The sequence below is a fragment of the Arcicella sp. GW822-FHT02H01 genome, from assembly GCF_058802005.1.
Genome location: NZ_JBXANT010000001.1, coordinates 3,251,974 through 3,269,700, shown reverse-complemented (window position 1 = coordinate 3,269,700; position 17,727 = coordinate 3,251,974). Strand labels below are relative to the sequence as shown.

Sequence of the window (17,727 nt, the reverse complement as noted above, 5' to 3'; positions counted from 1 at the left end):
TTGGAGTTTTTTACCCGCAGATATTGCAGATTAATACCGCAGATTTACGCTGATAAAATTCTGAACCGTCGCAACGGGTCGCTCACAACTAAAAAAAGACATTCTGACTTTTAAATCTTTTTAAAATATTTCAGTCACCTTGAAAAAACTAAATTTTGAAAATCATGCTAAAAAATTATTTAAAAATCGCATTAAGAACTTTGCTTAGACACAAGGTTTATTCTTTTATCAACATAGCAGGTTTGGCTACAGGTATGGCTGTTGCCATGCTGATTGGGCTTTGGATTTGGGACGAACTTTCTTATGATAAATACCATCAGCATTACGACCGTATCGCTCAAGTAATGCAACATAATATTTATAATGGCGAAAAAGCTACTCAGGAATCTAACCCTGCGGTGATGGCTGAAGAGATTCGTAGCCATTATGGTAGCGATTTTAAATATGTGTTACAGTCGTCATGGACATCAGACCATATCTTGACTTTTGGAGAAAAGAAACTCACTAAAAGTGGGAACTACTTTGAACCAAAAGTAACAGAAATGCTTACGCTGAAAATGCTGAAAGGTACCAGAGAAGGACTAAAAGAACCTTATTCAATATTGCTGTCTGAGTCTGTCGCAAAAGCCTATTTTGGCGACGCTGACCCAATGGAAAAATTGATGAAGATTGACAATAAAACAAGCGTGAAAGTGACGGGGGTTTATGAAGACTTACCTTATAATTCAAGCTTTAGAGAAATGAGCTATATTTTGCCTTGGGAGCTATACTTGATTACCAACGATTGGATTAAAAAGATGGATAATCCTTGGGGAAGTAATTTCACCCAGACATTTGCTGAATTGGCAGATAATGCAGACTTCGATAAAGTTTCAAAGAAAATCATCAATGTGAAATTCAATAACCTTGGTAAAGAAGAAAAACGATACAAGCCTGAGGTTTTTCTACAACCTATGAGCAATTGGCATTTGTATTCAGACTTTAAAAATGGTGTAAATATTGGTGGAAGAATACAGTTCGTTTGGTTATTTGGCATTATTGGCATCTTTGTGTTATTGTTGGCATGTATCAATTTCATGAATTTGAGTACTGCCCGTTCAGAAAAAAGAGCCAAAGAAGTGGGTGTCCGTAAGGCTATTGGGTCAGCTCGTTCACAGTTGATTGCACAATTTCTTAGCGAATCATTATTAGTGGTAGCTTTTGCTTTTGGGTTATCAATCCTGTTGGTACAGTTGTTCTTGCCATTCTTTAACGAAGTGGCCGACAAAAAGATGAATATTTTGTGGACTAACCCTTTTTTCTGGTTGATAGGTATCTTCTTTACTTTAATCACAGGCTTGATAGCAGGCAGTTATCCAGCCCTTTATTTATCTTCTTTCCAACCTGTAAAAGTATTAAAAGGAACTTTCAAGGTAGGTCGCTATGCTACTATTCCTCGTAAAGTATTAGTCGTTATTCAATTTACTGTTTCTGTTACCTTAATTATCGGAACCATCATCGTATTTCGACAAATAGAACATGCTAAAAGTCGTCCAATTGGTTATAATCGCGACGGGCTAATTATCATGAATATGGCCACGCCTGATGTTCATAACCATTTTGAGACTGTCCGTAGTGAACTAAAAAGTTCGGGAGCTATTGTTGAAATGACAGAATCTGGAAGCCCTACTACTGAAGTATGGAACACAAATGGCGGTTTTGAATGGGAAGGAAAAGACCCAAATCTAGCCGTTGATTTCCCTAATAATGGCGTAACCTATGAATATGGCAAAACGATTGGATGGCAATTTGTAGATGGTAGAGACTTCTCAAGAGAATATGCTACTGACTCGTTGGCATTTGTACTAAACCAAGCCGCTGTAAAATTTATAGGATTGAAAAATCCGATTGGCGCAACGCTTAAATGGAATGGCAAACCATTTAAAATAGTGGGCGTCATTAAAGATATGGTGGTTCAGTCTCCTTATCAACCTGTTAGACCATCGTTATTCCATATCTCAAAAGATCAGGAAAATGTAATCATTCTGAAAATTAATCCCAACTCAAGTTCAAGAGAAGCATTGAGCAAAATAGAAACAGTGTTCAAAAAATATAATCCTGCTGCACCTTTTGAATACAAATTTGTGGATGACCAATACGCTAGGAAATTCGGTAATGAAGAACGTATTGGAAAGTTGGCTACCTTCTTTGCTATTCTTGCTATTTTCATTAGTTGCTTAGGGATTTTTGGCTTGGCATCTTTCACCGCGGAACAACGTACAAAAGAGATTGGTGTTAGAAAAGTATTAGGAGCGTCAGTATTTAATTTATGGCAATTGTTATCTAAAGATTTTGTGGTTTTGGTGATGATTTCCATCTTGATAGCTAGCCCTATTTCATACTTTTTTATGAACAACTGGATTGAGAAATATACTTATCGCACAGATATTTCATGGTGGATTTTCGGCTTATCTGGCTTAGGAGCATTAGTAATAACGTTGGCGACAGTAAGTTACCAAGCCATCAAAGCGGCCTCTGCCAATCCAGTTAAAAGCTTACGAACAGAATAAACTGAGTGTAGATTTTTTACCCGCAGATATTGCTGATAAATACCGCAGATTTACGCTGACAAATAATATATCTGTGTAAATCTGCGAAATAAATCTCTAAAAATCTGCGGGCAAAAAAAATCAACATTGTGGCGAAGTACCGCTCAAAACTCATAATTGAAACATTGATCATATTACAAATGCTAAAATCTTGAAAGTCATGCTAAAGAATCATCTAAAAATAGCCATCAGGACACTGCTAAGACATAAAAATTATACCCTAATTAATGTCGTAGGATTATCGCTTGGTTTAACAGGAGGTTTACTGATTTTTGTGTTTGTAAAATTCAATTTAAGTGTTGATGGGTACCATAAAAACTTTGATAATATTTATAGGGTAGTAAGTGATTTACAATTTAGTAAAGACCATCTCGAACACGATAATGGTAGCCCCTACCCAATGGTAAAAGCCATTCAAAATGATATACCCGAAGTACAAAAGGCATCATATATCGCCAAAAATATGTCTTACACCGTTGGTATTCCTAAAAGTACAACTCAGGTAGATCGTTACTTAGAAAAAACGGGGATTGCCTATACTGATAAAAATTGGTTTGATATTTTCGATTACCAATGGATTGTTGGTAACCCAACAGTAATGGATGAACCCAATACCGTTGTTTTGACGAAAAAACTAGCGAAAAAATACTTTGGGAATGAAAACCCAATGGGTAAAATCATTCAGGTTAATAATAAATTCACCCTGAAAGTAGCGGGTATTTTAAACGATTATCCAGAAAATACGGATAATAAAATGGATATGTTTATTTCTATGGAGTCATTTAAAACCATAGAACCAAAGCAACATATTGAAGATTGGGGGTGGATAGATTCAAATAAAGAAGTATTTGTTTTGTTAAAAGACAATGTTGCTCCTGCTGATTTTGACCGTAAAATGATAGCTTTTTCTAAAAAATATCATGGTGCAGATGCCAACGTTTTTAAGCACCATCTTCAACCCTTGAGAGATATTCACTTTAATCCACTGTATAGAGGTGTTATCAGAATAGAAACTATCTGGGTTTTAGTCATAATTGGTGTGTTTTTAGTTATCACAGCTTGTATTAACTTTGTAAATTTGGCCACAGCCCAAGCCTTAAAAAGAAATAAGGAAGTAGGTATCCGAAAACTACTCGGCAGTAAACGTAGCCATCTCTTTTGGTTATTCATTGCCGAAGTCACTTTAATTGTTGGGTCATCTTTGATTTTAGCTATTGCTCTTACACAACAATTTTTGCCCGTTTTAAGTGACTGGACACATACAAACCTAACACTTATCATTGACTATCAATTAGTTAGTTTTTTGATTATACTTTTCGCATTGGTTATTTTATTATCTGGCTTTTATCCAGCCTTTGTCTTATCTGGATTTAACGTGACAAAAGCTTTGAAAGGCAGTAATACCAATCAGCAAATTGCAGGTTTTCCCATCAGACGAAGCTTGGTTGTTATTCAATTTACCCTTTCACAATTATTAATTATTGGCACATTTGTGGTTTTTCAACAAATGGATTTTTTCAAGAATAGTGACTTAGGTTTTAATAAGGATACTCTTTTAATCATTCCTGTCTTTGGAGAAAGACACAACCAAACGGATGTGCTATTGAATAAACTTCGCCAAGACCCCGATGTAAAAAATGTTAGTTTTTGCTTTCGTCCGCCTGCTGATAATAGTGGTTATGGAGGTTCTATAAGGTATGCGGGGAGAGATTGGGAAGGCTTCCCAGCTCGCTCTAAGCTAGCGGATACTAATTTTTTGGAAACATTTGGCATTAAACTCATTGCTGGTAGAAACATTGTGGCAAATGATAGCATCCGCGAATTTTTAATCAATGAAGAACTAGTAGCCAGACTTGGTATTAAAGATGCAAACGAAGTAATAGGGAAAGAAATAGAAGTGGGAGAATTTGGCATAAAAGCACCCATCGTAGGTGTTGTCAAGAGTTTTCATCAACGTTCGTTTCATGAGAAAATAGAACCCTTGGTTATTGGTATGCAAAAGAATAGCTTTCAGTTTGCTGGCATAAAATTAAGCGGGCAAGTGACTAGCGATAAAATTGATAAAATCAAAGCTATTTGGCAAAGTGTTTATCCTGAAAATGTATTCGAGTTTTCGTTCATGGATGAAAGAATAGCGAAGTTTTACGAGCAAGAAACCATGATTTCTAAACTCCTGAATGTCTTTGCTTTGCTTGTTATTTTTATTGGTTGCTTGGGTTTATATGGCTTAGTAGCATTTATGGCAGAAACTAAAACGAAAGAAATTGGTATCCGAAAAGTTTTAGGAGCCTCTGTTCCACAAATATTATGGCTATTCGGTAAAGAGTTTGCCAAACTGGTCATCATTGCCTTTTTGATAGCCTCGCCTGTTGCATGGCTATCGGCGAATCAATGGTTACAGAATTTTGCTTATAGAATTAATATCAACATTGACATTTTCATAGTTTCATTCCTTGTTACGCTACTTTTTGCGACAATAACCGTGAGTTACCAAGCCACAAAATCAGCTTTGATGAATCCTGTAAAAAGCCTGAGAACAGAATAAATGAAGTTTAGAGTTTTGAATGCGGAGTGAGGGATATATTTTTTACCTAAGCCCAAAACGCTTTAGTCTTTTAGTCCTAAAGTCATTAATCCTACATCTTAAAAATCGTAAACCCTAAAGTCTTTTGTCTTATTTCTAAAATCTTAAAGTCTAAAAAATTATGTTCAACAGTTACTTAAAAATCGCTTTGAGAATCTTGTTTAGAAACAAGCTCTATTCCTTAGTTAATATTCTGGGCTTAGCTATTGGCGTAAGTGCTTGTTTGGTAATTTACCTGTTGGTAAGCTTTGAATTGAGTTTTGAAAATTTTCATCCCGACCGTGAACGGATTTACCGAATCACGTCTGGATTTAAAAATCAAGATGGCAAGTATTTCTTTAATGCAGGCTTATCTGCCCCCATGCCCGAATCCATCTTACAGGAAGTACCAGGCATTGAATACCTTACGGCTTGCCATGTTTGGGAATCTAAAGTAACAGTACCAAACGGTAAAAACGACACTAAAAATTTGCCTAAAACATGGAAAAGCAATCATGCTGAAATCTTGATTTGTCAGCCACAGTATTTTAATATTTTCAATTATGAATGGCTAGAGGGTAATCAAAAAACAGCCCTTCAAACCCCTAATGAGGTAATATTAACAAAAAATGAAGCTGAAAAATATTTTGGCAAAATTCCTTTACAACAAGTTTTAGGCAAACAATTATACTTTAATGATTCTTTGGTTACAACCGTAACAGGGATTGTCAAAGAATTGCCTGATAATTCTGATTTCAAATTCAAAGTTTTTATTTCCTTTAAAAGCATCGAGGCAAAAAACTGGAGAAAAGAATTTCAATTGGACGAATGGACCAATACAAATTCTAGTTCTATGGCGTTTGTGAAACTTAGTCAGAATACCACAGCAGGGAATATCAATGCCAAGTTTCCAACTTTTCTAAAGAAGCATCTTGATCAGAAAGACGAATGGAATATTGGGCGTACCCTTAGTTTGCAAGCTTTGTCTGATATACATTTCAATGCTGAATTTGGTGATAATTTTTCCCGTCAGGTACATTTACCAACACTCTATGCCTTGCTAGGTATCGCAGTATTTTTATTAATGATTGCCGCTATCAATTTTGTCAATTTAGCTACTGCCCAATCTATCACCCGTGTGAAAGAAATTGGGGTACGTAAAGTGTTGGGGAGCAATCGTAAAAGCTTGATTACACAGTTTCTATGTGAGACCCTCATCATCACTACCTCAGCGGTATTGCTGTCTGTTTTATTTGTAGAACCCATCCTTTGGGTATTTGAAGATTTCGTTCCTAAAGAATTGCATTTTAATATTTTAGCCCCAAACATTATTGCTTTTTTAATAACCATTACCATCGTAACCTGTATTTTATCGGGCTTATACCCTGCTTGGATTATTTCATCCTATCAGCCTGTATCATCTTTAAAAAATCAGGTAGTGAATGGTCAAAGCCGAACAGCATTCCTCCGCAAAGCATTGATTACGTTTCAGTTTACGGCATCGCAAGTCTTCATTTTAGGGACAATCATCGTCGCTACGCAATCTAGGTTTATGATTAATAAAGACTTAGGCTTTAAGAAGGATGCTATCATTAATTTTTATAGCGATTGGCACGATACAGAAAATAATAAGAAGAATGTATTGATTCAAAAGCTAAAACAAATCCCTGAAGTAGAAATGATTAGTCTAGGTGACAAACCAGCTAAAAATGGATATTCTACCAACAGGGTTACCTATAGAAATGGGAAAAAAGAAGTTAAGTTGGATGTTCACAGACGCTCTGTTGATGCAAATTATATCCCAATGTATGGATTGAAAGTTATCGCTGGAAGAAATCTTACAACTAGCGATACCGCCAAAGAATTTGTAATTAATGAAAGCTATGCAAAAGCGTTGGGCTTTAATAAACCAGAACAAGCTGTTGGTCAATTTTTGATTTATTCAGGAGGGAAAGGAGATATCAACTTACCAATCGTGGGAGTAGTGGCTGATTTTCATTTACAACCCTTGCACAAGGCTATTCAGCCCTTATACATGATGTCGGAGAATAAATATGAAACGGCTTTCAACGTAAAAGTGCGCAGCAAAGGACAATCGTCTGCTGATTTCAAGGCCGTCTTAGCCAAAATAGGAAAGGCTTATAAGGAAGTATATCCAAATAGCTATGAAGAATTTAACGCTACTTTCTTTGATGAAAGTATTGCGAAGTTTTATGAAAAAGAAAAACGTTTTGCTCAAATCCTAAATACGGCTACGGGTATTGCTATTTTGATTTCTTGCATGGGCTTATTCGGCCTAGTAGCCTTTACAACCCAACAACGCACGAAAGAAATTGGTATTAGAAAAGTATTGGGAGCATCGGTAAGTCAGATTGTGAAGTTGTTATCAAAAGACTTCTTGACGTTAGTCATCCTAGGCATTGTAATAGCCTCGCCAATTGCTTATTGGGCAATGAATAAATGGCTACAAGACTTTGCTTATCGAGTAGACATCAGTTGGTGGATTTTTGCTTTGGCAGCCATTGCTTCAATCATCATCGCCTTGATTTCAGTAAGCTACCAGTCTATCAAAGCAGCCTTGATGAACCCTGTAAAGAGCCTACGAGCAGAATGAATGGAGTGAGGAGTTTGGAATGCGGAGTGAGGAGTATTTTTTCACCGAAATCCAAAATCCTTTAGTCCTAAAGTCACAAATACTAAAGTCTAAAATCTTAAAGTCATAACTACTCATGTTCAAAAATCATCTTAAAATAGCTTTGAGAGTCTTGTTCAGGAACAAGGTTTACTCATTTATTAATATTGCAGGGTTGGCTTTAGGAATTTCTGCCTTTTTGTTGATTTTAGAATATGTAAGCTTGGAAAGAAGCGTGAACCAATTTCATGCTAATTTACCCAACATGTATCGCCTACTGAACCAGAATAATAAAGGCGAAACATGGGCGCAAGTAGAACCAGGCTGGGCAACCAAAGCCAAGGAGCGTCTTCCAGAAATAAAAGAATATTGCAGAGTAGCCGATGGAGTAGCGCAAGGCATTGTAAAAAATGAATCTAAGAATGTTTCGTTTAGAGAGAAAAATATTGCCTATGCCGAAGGTAATTTCTTTTCATTTTTCACTTTCCCTCTTATCAAGGGCACGGCCAGTGAATTAAACAAACCTGACGTAATTTTCATGGCTGAGTCGGCCGCTAAAAAGTATTTTGATAAAGCAGACCCTATCGGCAAAACGCTTACCTTATATAACCAATTTGGCAAAAAAGATTATGCCGTAAAAGGCGTCTTTGCTGACATGGGCGATAATTCGGATATAAAGTTAGATTTAGTACTTTCTTTAGAAACCCTAAAAAATCCAGCCAATTTAAATGGCAATGATTGGGCAAGTATTGATAATTTAGACTCACAATATATTGACACGTATTTTTTGCTCAATCAAAAAACTGATTATTTGGCACTTGAAGGCAAATTAAACACCCTTAGAACTGAATTTAGCAAAGAAAACGATGCTACTAATTTCAGATTGCAACCCTTTTCTGAAATACATTTAGCCAGTAGTTTTTCAGATACTTATCAACACTATGGTAATGTAAAATATGTGTTCATTCTTAGTGGAATAGCATTCCTTATTTTGGTAATAGCATGGTTCAACTATATCAACCTTAGCACAGCCAATGCACTGAAAAGAGCTAACGAAGTAGGCGTACGAAAAGTAATCGGTGCCACTAGAAGTAACCTAGTACTCCAATTTTTAGGAGAATCGATGTTAGTTAATTTGTTTGCCTTCGTGGGAGCTATCTTTTTAGTTACTTTATTACAACCATTTTTCAATCAGACAATTCAGAAAGACCTGTCTTTCGCAACCCTCCTCTCCTCCTCCCTGTGGATAATAGGCTTGGGTTTGCTAATCGTAGGTTCTATTGGTTCGGGTGTTTATACTGCTTTTGGGCTGGCTAATTTTAAATTGATAGAAACACTCAAAGGAAAATTACATAAATCGACCAAAGGAATATTTTTGAGGAAATCATTGGTAGTGACACAATTCAGTATTTCCATTGCCCTAATTATTGTAACGATTATTGTTTTCAGTCAATTGAAACACATGCAAAACCAAGATTTAGGCATGAATATCAAGCAATTGTTAGTCATAAAAGGCCCAGAAATTGGCAAAGATAGTACTTATAAAAGTCGAATAAGTGCCTTTGAAACAGCGATTGCCCAACAAAGCTTTGTGACTGATTATTGCACGAGCGGAAGCGTCCCTAGTAACTGGTATAATTTTACGACAGTTGGTTTCACTTCAGCAAAATCAAAAGCAGGTGATGAACAGAAAGCTTATTCATTTGTTATCATTGGCAATAACTTTTTGAAAACCTATCAGATTCCTTTAAAGGCGGGACGCAATTTTACGGCTAAAGAATGTGATGTTGATTGGAATGATAATAGCAAAGTGCTTTTGAACGAAAAAGCCATTGCACAATTAGGCTTTCGGTCGGCAACAGAGGCTGTAAATGCCAAAATCAAATGGGACGAGCGTTACCTTGAAGTGATTGGGGTAGTGAAAGATTATCATCATAAAAGCTTACAAACAGCTATCGACCCGATGATTTTCTATCCGCAGAATAGCTCTTCGTACCTGACTGTAAAGTTATCTGGAGACAATATGGTCTCTAAAGTAGGTAAACTAGAAAGCATATTTAAAAGCAATTTTTCTGGTAATCCATTTGAATATTCCTTTATGGATGACAATTTCAACAAGCAATATGAAACCGAAAGTCAATATAGTACTTTGTTCACAACGGCTTCTGTCTGGGCAATTTTCATTGCTTGTATGGGTCTTTTTGGGTTAGCTACTTTCACGGTAGAATCGCGCACCAAAGAAATTGGTATCCGTAAAATATTGGGAGCATCTGTCCTCAGTATTGTACAATTGTTATCAAAGGATTTTTTGATACTAGTATTTATCGCCATCATCATTGCTTGCCCAATTGCCTATTATTTTATGCAACAATGGCTACAAGATTTTGCGAGTAGAATAACCATTGAATGGTGGTATTTTGTAGTGGCGGGAGCTTTGGCTTTGGGAATTGCCTTGCTAACCGTTGGATACCAAGCTATCAAATCAGCCTTAATGAATCCCGTGAAAAGTTTAAGAACAGAATAAATGAGTGAAGAGTTTAGAATGCGGAGTGCGGAGTGAGGAGTATTTTTTTCACCGAAATCCAAAATCCTTTAGTCATAAATCCTAAAGTCATATAACAATGCTACAAAATTATTTAAAAATCGCTATTCGTAATTTGCTTAGAAACAAGACTTTCTCAGCAATTAATGTCGTAGGCTTGGCTTTGGGAATTGCTACTTGCCTTATCATTATGCTTTTTGTCTATGATGAATTAAGCTATGACCGATTTAATGAAAAAGCCGACAGGATTTATCGTGTTGTTTTTAAAGCTTCTATCAATGATGGAAAAATCAATGAGGCCAATGTGATGCCCCCAACAGCACAGGTATTGAAAAATGATTATCCTGAAGTACTAGATGCTACTCGTTTACGCACCAGCGGTTCGCCTGAAATTGTATATCACGACAAGAAATTCAAGGAAAACTCTTTTGCTTCTGTAGATGCCAATTTCTTCCAAGTATTTACTTTGCCTCTTTTGAAAGGTGATGCTAAAACGGCTTTGGTTCAACCCAATACGGCTGTCATCACAAAGGAATTAGCTAAAAAATATTTCGGAAACGAAGACCCTATCGGCAAGGTATTATTTATCAAAAGTTGGAATGAGAATTATAAAATAACAGGGCTTATCGACAAAGTACCGCATAATTCGCACTTCCATTTTGATATTTTTGGTTCAATGTCCAGTGTAAAAGATGCAAAGAGTGATTCATGGATGACCTCAGGATTCTTCACGTATTTGGTGCTACCAGAAGGGTATGATTATAAGCAACTAGAAGCCAAATTGCCCCAAGTCATTAAAAAATACATGGGTCCGCAAATCCAAGTAGCCATGGGTATGAGCCTTTCGCAGTTTTTACAGAAAGGTAATCAGCTTGGACTTTTCCTTCAACCCTTAACCAGTATTCACTTAGACGCTGGTTATACTGGTAGCATGGAAGCCAGCGGAAACATTCAATATGTTTATATTTTCGGAGCGATTGCGATATTTATGTTACTCATCGCTTGTATCAATTTCATGAATCTTTCTACGGCTGGAGCTTCCAAACGTGCCAAAGAAGTAGGCGTTCGTAAAGTATTGGGTTCTGTAAAACAAGATTTGATTACCCAGTTTTTATTTGAATCGGTACTTTTAAGCATCGTTGCACTTTTACTTTCTTTGATGTTGGTGCAATTAGCCTTACCAATTTTCAATGATTTAGCCGAAAAAGATTTACAATTAGATTTCCTCAAAAACCCTCTCCTACTTCTTGCTTTTTTACTTTTCGGTTTTTTGGTTGGCGTTTTGGCAGGCAGTTATCCAGCTTTTTTCCTTTCTTCTTTCAATCCTGTGGAAGTACTGAAAGGAAAATTTAAATTGGCAGGAAAAAGTATCAGTCTGAGAAGTGGTTTGGTAGTTTTTCAATTCTTTATTTCTATTGCTCTAATCATCGGTACAACGGTCGTATATCAGCAAATTAAGTTTATTCAAAGTAAAGATTTAGGCTATGCCAAAGACCAATTACTCATCATGCGAAATACTTGGTCGATGGGAAAAAATGAAGAAGTATTTCGTCAGCAAATTTTACAAGACCCAAGAGTATTGAGCGTAACCAGTGCTGGTTATTTACCAGCCGGACCGAGTGATTCAAATAATTCTCTGGGCTATCCCGACGGAGATGATTCCCAAATGATGCGAACGTTAGAGTACAAAATCGACGAGCAGTATATTCCAACGATGGGCATGAAAATCATTGCTGGACGAAATTTCTCTAAAGATTTTGCAACGGATTCTACCGCAATGATTATTAACGAAACAGCAGCAAAGGCTTTTGGTTGGGGTAAAAATGCCGTTGGACATACCATTACTCGCCTAAAAAATAACGAAGGCTTGAAAATTACTTATAGAATCATTGGCGTTGTGAAGGATTTTCACTTTAAATCGCTCCATGAAAGTATCACACCTTTGTTGATGGTTTCTGAAAAAACCTATGGTTTAACCATCAAAGTAAAAGGCAAAGATGTGGAAGGTTTGTTGGCTTCATTGAAAAACCAATGGCAAAAGTTTAATGTAGAAGAGCCTTTTGCCTATTCTTTCATGGACGAGCTATTTGAAAAAACGTATCAGAGCGAACAGAAAATAAGTGTCATTTTAAGTATTTTCTCAGGGCTGACCATTTTTGTAGCTTGCTTAGGGTTGTTTGGCTTAGCTACTTTCACGGCTGAACAACGTACTAAAGAAATTGGGGTTCGCAAGGTGCTAGGTGCTTCAGTACAACAAATCGTAACCTTGCTTTCTAAAGAGTTCCTCAAATTGGTGTTAGTAGCCTGTTGTTTAGCTTTTCCGTTAGGATATTGGCTCATGAACAAATGGCTACAAGATTTCGCTTATCGTATCGACATCAATGCATGGGTATTTGTATTAGCGGGAATATTAGCTGTCCTCATTGCTTTGTTGACTATCAGTTACCAAGCGATTAAAGCCGCCTTGGCTAATCCCGTAAAAAGTTTACGAACAGAATGATTTGAATTGGGAGTTTTGAATGCAGCGTGAGGAGTATTTTCATTAAAACTCAAAATCCCAAATCTAAAATCCTACAGTCATTTAGTCCTGAAATCTTTAAATCATAAATATCATGCTACAAAACTATCTAAAAATAGCTCTTAGGAATCTATGGCGTAATAAACTGTATTCTATCTTGAATATTGGTGGGCTAGCTACGGGCTTAGCAGCCGCTATGCTGATTTTACTTTTTGTTTCGCATGAATTTAGCTACGACCAATTTCACGAAAAAGGTAATAGAATTTATAGAATATTATCGGTGAGCAAATACGGTGAACAAACTGTTCAATTTACAGCTATGAATGCTAAATTGGGTGGAATATTAAAGCAAAGTAACCCTGAGGTAAAAGAGATTGTAAGAATAGCGAAAGAAAGGAATATCACTTTCAAAAATGCGCTTCATCCTGAAATCAAATTCAAAGAAGAATTGCTTTCATTCGTTGACCCTTCTTTTTTCAAAGTATTTACGTTTAAAACCTTACAAGGCAACGATACATCATTCTTAAACAATCCTTTCAGTTTGGTTATCTCTGAGAAGGTTGCTAAAAAATATTTTGGCAACGAAAATCCTATTGGAAAAACATTACTATTAGAAGGCAAACAAGTATTCACGGTGACGGGTGTTATGGCACAAATGCCTTCCAATTCAACTTTTCAATTTGAGTTGATTACTCCCATTTCCACTTTCCCAAAACTAGATGCCTCTCACCTATCAATTTGGGAGCGTGCGGGTTCATTTGAAACTTATGTGTTATTGAATAAACAGCAGTCTGTTTCTAAAGTAGAAAAGACGATTGTTAAAGCGGGTAAACTCTCAGGAGGTTTTGATGAAACTGCCACTTATTCGCTTGAACAATTTGATAAACTTCATAACGGAAGTAATTACTCAGACAAAGCAAATACAAAATTTGCCTTAATTTTTTCGGGTGTTGCGATATTAATTCTCGTATTGGCATTATTTAACTATATGAGTCTGACAACTGCCAGAGCCACGATTAGAGCAAAGGAAGTAGGTATCAGAAAAGTAGTTGGTGCCGAACGCCTAGGTTTAGTAAAGCAGTTTTATGTAGAAGCCTTTATATATTGCTTATGTTCTTTTGTGTTAGCCTTTCTATTACTAGAAATACTACGTCAGCCATTTTACGACATTTTGGGCATGGTGGTAGATACCTCTTTTATGAAAAGCCCTCTTTTTATAGGCTTACTGCTATCAATATTTGTATTAAGTATTCTATTATCTGGAAGTTATACCTCCCTTTTTCTCTCTAGGTTCAGCCCGATAGAAGTGCTAAAAGGTAAGTTTTCAAGCCAACAGAGTGGTGCAATCGTTCGTAAAGGATTTTTAATTTTCCAGTTCTCTGTTTCTGTAGTGCTTATTATCTGCACTTTGGTAGTACAACAACAACTGGATTTTATGCGAAACATGGATTTGGGACTAACCAAAGACCAAGTGTTGGTATTACCTATTGAAGAAAGTGCTGCCTCAAAAATCGCATTGTTCAACAATGAACTCAAGCAAATAAGTGGTGTAAAAAGTGTTTCAAGCGTTTCAACACCCTTGTATAAAGGCGTAAATGCATGGTTTACTAAGTCATTGATTTCTAAAAAAGAAGTTACATTATTTTCTATCAGCACCGACGAAAATTTCTTTAATACTGTTGATTTGAAATGGCTGAAAGCGCCTATTGACAATAAAAATTTAACAGCAAAAATCTATCTAAACGAAGTAGCTGTAAAACAAATGGAGTTGGGTGATAATCCTGTAGGAAAATCTGTGAACCTCGGAAGTGGTACAACCATAGTCGGTGGTATCATGAAAGACTTTCATTACGTGGGCGTAAAATCAAAAATCGAAGCATTGATGATTTCAGTAGCTGCACCTAATCCTACTGAAATATTATCTGGTTGTATTTATCTACGGTTAGACTCAAAAACCGATATGCAAGAAAAAGTGGCACAAGTGCAAAACATCTACGAAAAATATCAAAGCGAGAAGCCCTTTGAATTTTATTTCCTAGATGAAGCATTTCAAAAGACCTTCACCAATGAAGTACGTATGTCAAAGATGTTTTTCAGCTTTACTAGTATCGCTATTCTGATAGCCTGTTTAGGTCTTTTCGGATTAATTACATTTCTGGCAGAGCAAAAAGACAAGGAAATTGGTATTAGAAAAGTATTAGGTGCCAACATCAGGAACATTGTATTCCTCCTTTCTAAAGACTTCCTAGGGCTTGTTATCATTGCCAACTTCATCGCTATTCCATTGGCTTGGTGGGCTATGCAAAAATGGTTGCAAGACTTTGTCTTTAGAATATCCCTTACTTGGGAAACCTTTCTGTTGGCAAGTTTAACCAGTATGGCGTTGGCGTTCATTACGGTCAGTTATCAAGCATTGAAATCAGCAGTGTCCAATCCCATTAAAAGCCTCCGTAACGAATAAAAAAACTAACCCATTAAAGCGATGTTACAAAACTATTTAAAAATAGCTATCCGAAACCTCCAACGCAATAAGGTGTTTTCGTTTATCAATATTGCGGGTTTAAGCATTGGCTTAGCTTGCTGTATGCTGATAGTACTTTATACCAAAGACGAAGTCAGTTACGACCGTTTCCATAAAAATGTCAATCAGATTTATAGAATCACCTCTACTGAAACTGCTCCAGATGGTAAAGTACAAAAATTTGGGATTACAGGCATGATGCCTGGCCCTAGTTTTAAAGAGCAATTGCCCGAGATTGAAAACTACGTCCGTATGCAAGGCGAAAGTTATAATATCAAAAAAGGAAATGATATTCTGGTGCAAGATGCCATGAAGGTAGATAGTTCTTTCTTCACCATTTTCACGTTTGATTTTGCAGAAGGTTCTGCTAAAACAGCTTTAAAAGACCCACAATCCGTGGTAATTTCGGAGGAGGTTGCTGAAAAATATTTTGGCAAACAGCCTGCTTTAGGCAAAACATTGTCTATTAATTACGATGATACCTTTCAAGATTTCACCGTGGGTGCTGTTACCAAAAAGACGCCCCAAAATTCTTCTGTTAAGATTGATTTATTGATGCCCTATCACCGCGATAAAACGCATGATGACCAATGGATAAACTTTTATTTAAACACAATAGTAACCTTAAAACCTTTTGCTAACCCAAAGGCCTTAGAAGCGAAATTTGCCAGTATTTATGCACGTGAAGCAAAAGGGCAATTGATTGAAGCGAAAGAAAAATGGAACTACCAAAGTACCATACAATATGGATTGCAACCCTTTTTAGACGTTCATCTTTCTACAGAATTCAGAGCAGCCAATGGACTAAGAGACGAAAGTAATCCCATGTATTCTTATGTATTAATTGGGTTGGCTATTTTTCTATTGTTGATTGCCTGTATCAATTTTGTAAATCTAACGGTAGCTCGTTCGGTCAAAAGAAGTAAGGAAATTGGCATCCGAAAAGTAGTTGGTGGCGACCGTAAGCAACTTATCTGGCAATTCATGGGCGAATCTTTTGTCTTGAGCCTCATTGCCTTTTTGTTAGCCATTGTTTTGGTAGAATTAACGTTGCCTGTCTTCAATGGTTTATCAAACAAAGCTTTATCATTGAAATACCTTTTTGATATTCAACTGATTGCTGCTTATTTTTGCTTGTTCCTCCTCACAGGATTTTTGGCAGGTATTTATCCAGCGTTGGTATTATCCAGCTTTAGTCCTGTCGATACACTCTATGGTCGCTTTAAGCTTTCAAAGGGTAGTTTCTTGCAAAAAAGTCTTGTCGTTTTTCAGTTTTCGTTAGCAGCCTTTATGATGATGGCTACCTTGATTCTATACGCTCAGTTTGATTTTTTAGTCAAACAAGATTTAGGTTATAAAGACGACAATATCGTAGAACTATCCACGGGCAGAATGACTTATACCGAAACACAGACCTTTAAACAAGAATTATTAAAAAATCCTGCTATCGAAAATGTAGCGCCACGACAAGGTGGTTCTTGGAATACGCTTGCTCGTATCAATGGCAACAAAGACATTGTTTTTGCCTTTGATATTGTTGACCAAGATTATCTCCCTACGCTACAAATACCAATGGTACAAGGCAGAAATTTCTCTAAAGATTTTCCTTCGGATACCGCACAAGCCATTTTGGTCAATGAAGCTTTTGTAAAAGAAGCGGGCTGGAAAAATCCAATCGGGCAAACAGTTGATTTCTTTTCACGCAATAGAAAGTTTCAAGTAGTAGGCGTAGTAAAAGACTATCATTTTTCGTCCTTATACGAAACCATCAAGCCTCAACTATTCACAAGCAATCCAGAAATGAGTTCGTATGCGCAACTGAATATCAAAATTAAGCCTAGCAATACGCCTGCTAGTTTAAAATACATCGAAAAAGTATTTAAAAAACTACGCCCTACGCAACCCTATATCTATGAATTTAAAGACCAAATCAACCAGAAACAATATGAAAAAGAGGCAAAATGGAAGCAAATCATTAGCTTTTCGGCTATCTTAATCATGTTTATTTCTTGTATTGGTCTTTTTGGATTAGCTACACTTTCTGCCGAAAAACGTACCAAAGAAATAGGTATCAGAAAAGTGCTTGGAGCAACTGCGTTAGCCATCGTAGCCATGCTGACCAAAGATTTTTTGAAATTAGTGTTTGTTTCCGTTGTATTTGCTTTTCCGTTAGCTTGGTGGTCTGCTAGTAAATTCTTAGAAAGTTACCCTTACCGTATCGACATTGGTGGTTGGATGTTCGCCTTAGTATTAGTCCTTTTAGTATGCATTACGATACTAACGATTAGCTACCAAGCCTTTAAATCAGCCTTGGCAAATCCTGTCAAGAGTTTAAGGTCTGAATAAGGCTAAACGTCTTTTAT

At 36.6% G+C, this 17,727-nt stretch carries 7 protein-coding genes; all 7 read left to right on the top strand.

The window, feature by feature from the left end; all coding sequences use genetic code 11:
- The first annotated feature begins 164 nt into the window (after nucleotides 1-164).
- The 7 genes from AC1RNE_RS13805 (at nucleotide 165) to AC1RNE_RS13775 (ending at nucleotide 17,710) form a co-directional block, all read left to right on the top strand.
- The gene (locus AC1RNE_RS13805; RefSeq protein WP_492801536.1) at nucleotides 165-2,549 is read left to right on the top strand and encodes an ABC transporter permease; all 2,385 of its coding nucleotides are present in this window, start codon (nucleotides 165-167) and stop codon (nucleotides 2,547-2,549) included.
- Nucleotides 2,550-2,748: 199 nt separating this feature from the next.
- Nucleotides 2,749-5,133: an ABC transporter permease gene (locus AC1RNE_RS13800; protein WP_492801534.1), complete on the top strand. Its 2,385-nt coding sequence runs from the start codon at nucleotides 2,749-2,751 to the stop codon at nucleotides 5,131-5,133.
- A gap of 160 nt (nucleotides 5,134-5,293) precedes the next feature.
- Nucleotides 5,294-7,765, top strand: a complete 2,472-nt coding sequence (locus AC1RNE_RS13795; protein ID WP_492801532.1) for an ABC transporter permease — start codon at nucleotides 5,294-5,296, stop codon at nucleotides 7,763-7,765.
- A 115-nt stretch (nucleotides 7,766-7,880) separates the two neighbouring features.
- A complete protein-coding gene (locus tag AC1RNE_RS13790; RefSeq protein WP_492801531.1) occupies nucleotides 7,881-10,307 on the top strand; it encodes an ABC transporter permease in 2,427 nt (808 codons plus the stop codon).
- Between the two features lie 97 nt (nucleotides 10,308-10,404).
- Entirely contained in the window at nucleotides 10,405-12,825 is a 2,421-nt protein-coding gene (locus AC1RNE_RS13785; protein WP_492801529.1) for an ABC transporter permease, read from the top strand.
- A 112-nt stretch (nucleotides 12,826-12,937) separates the two neighbouring features.
- Entirely contained in the window at nucleotides 12,938-15,304 is a 2,367-nt protein-coding gene (locus AC1RNE_RS13780; protein WP_492801528.1) for an ABC transporter permease, read from the top strand.
- Nucleotides 15,305-15,325: 21 nt separating this feature from the next.
- A complete protein-coding gene (locus tag AC1RNE_RS13775; RefSeq protein ID WP_492801526.1) occupies nucleotides 15,326-17,710 on the top strand; it encodes an ABC transporter permease in 2,385 nt (794 codons plus the stop codon).
- Nucleotides 17,711-17,727 lie beyond the last annotated feature (17 nt).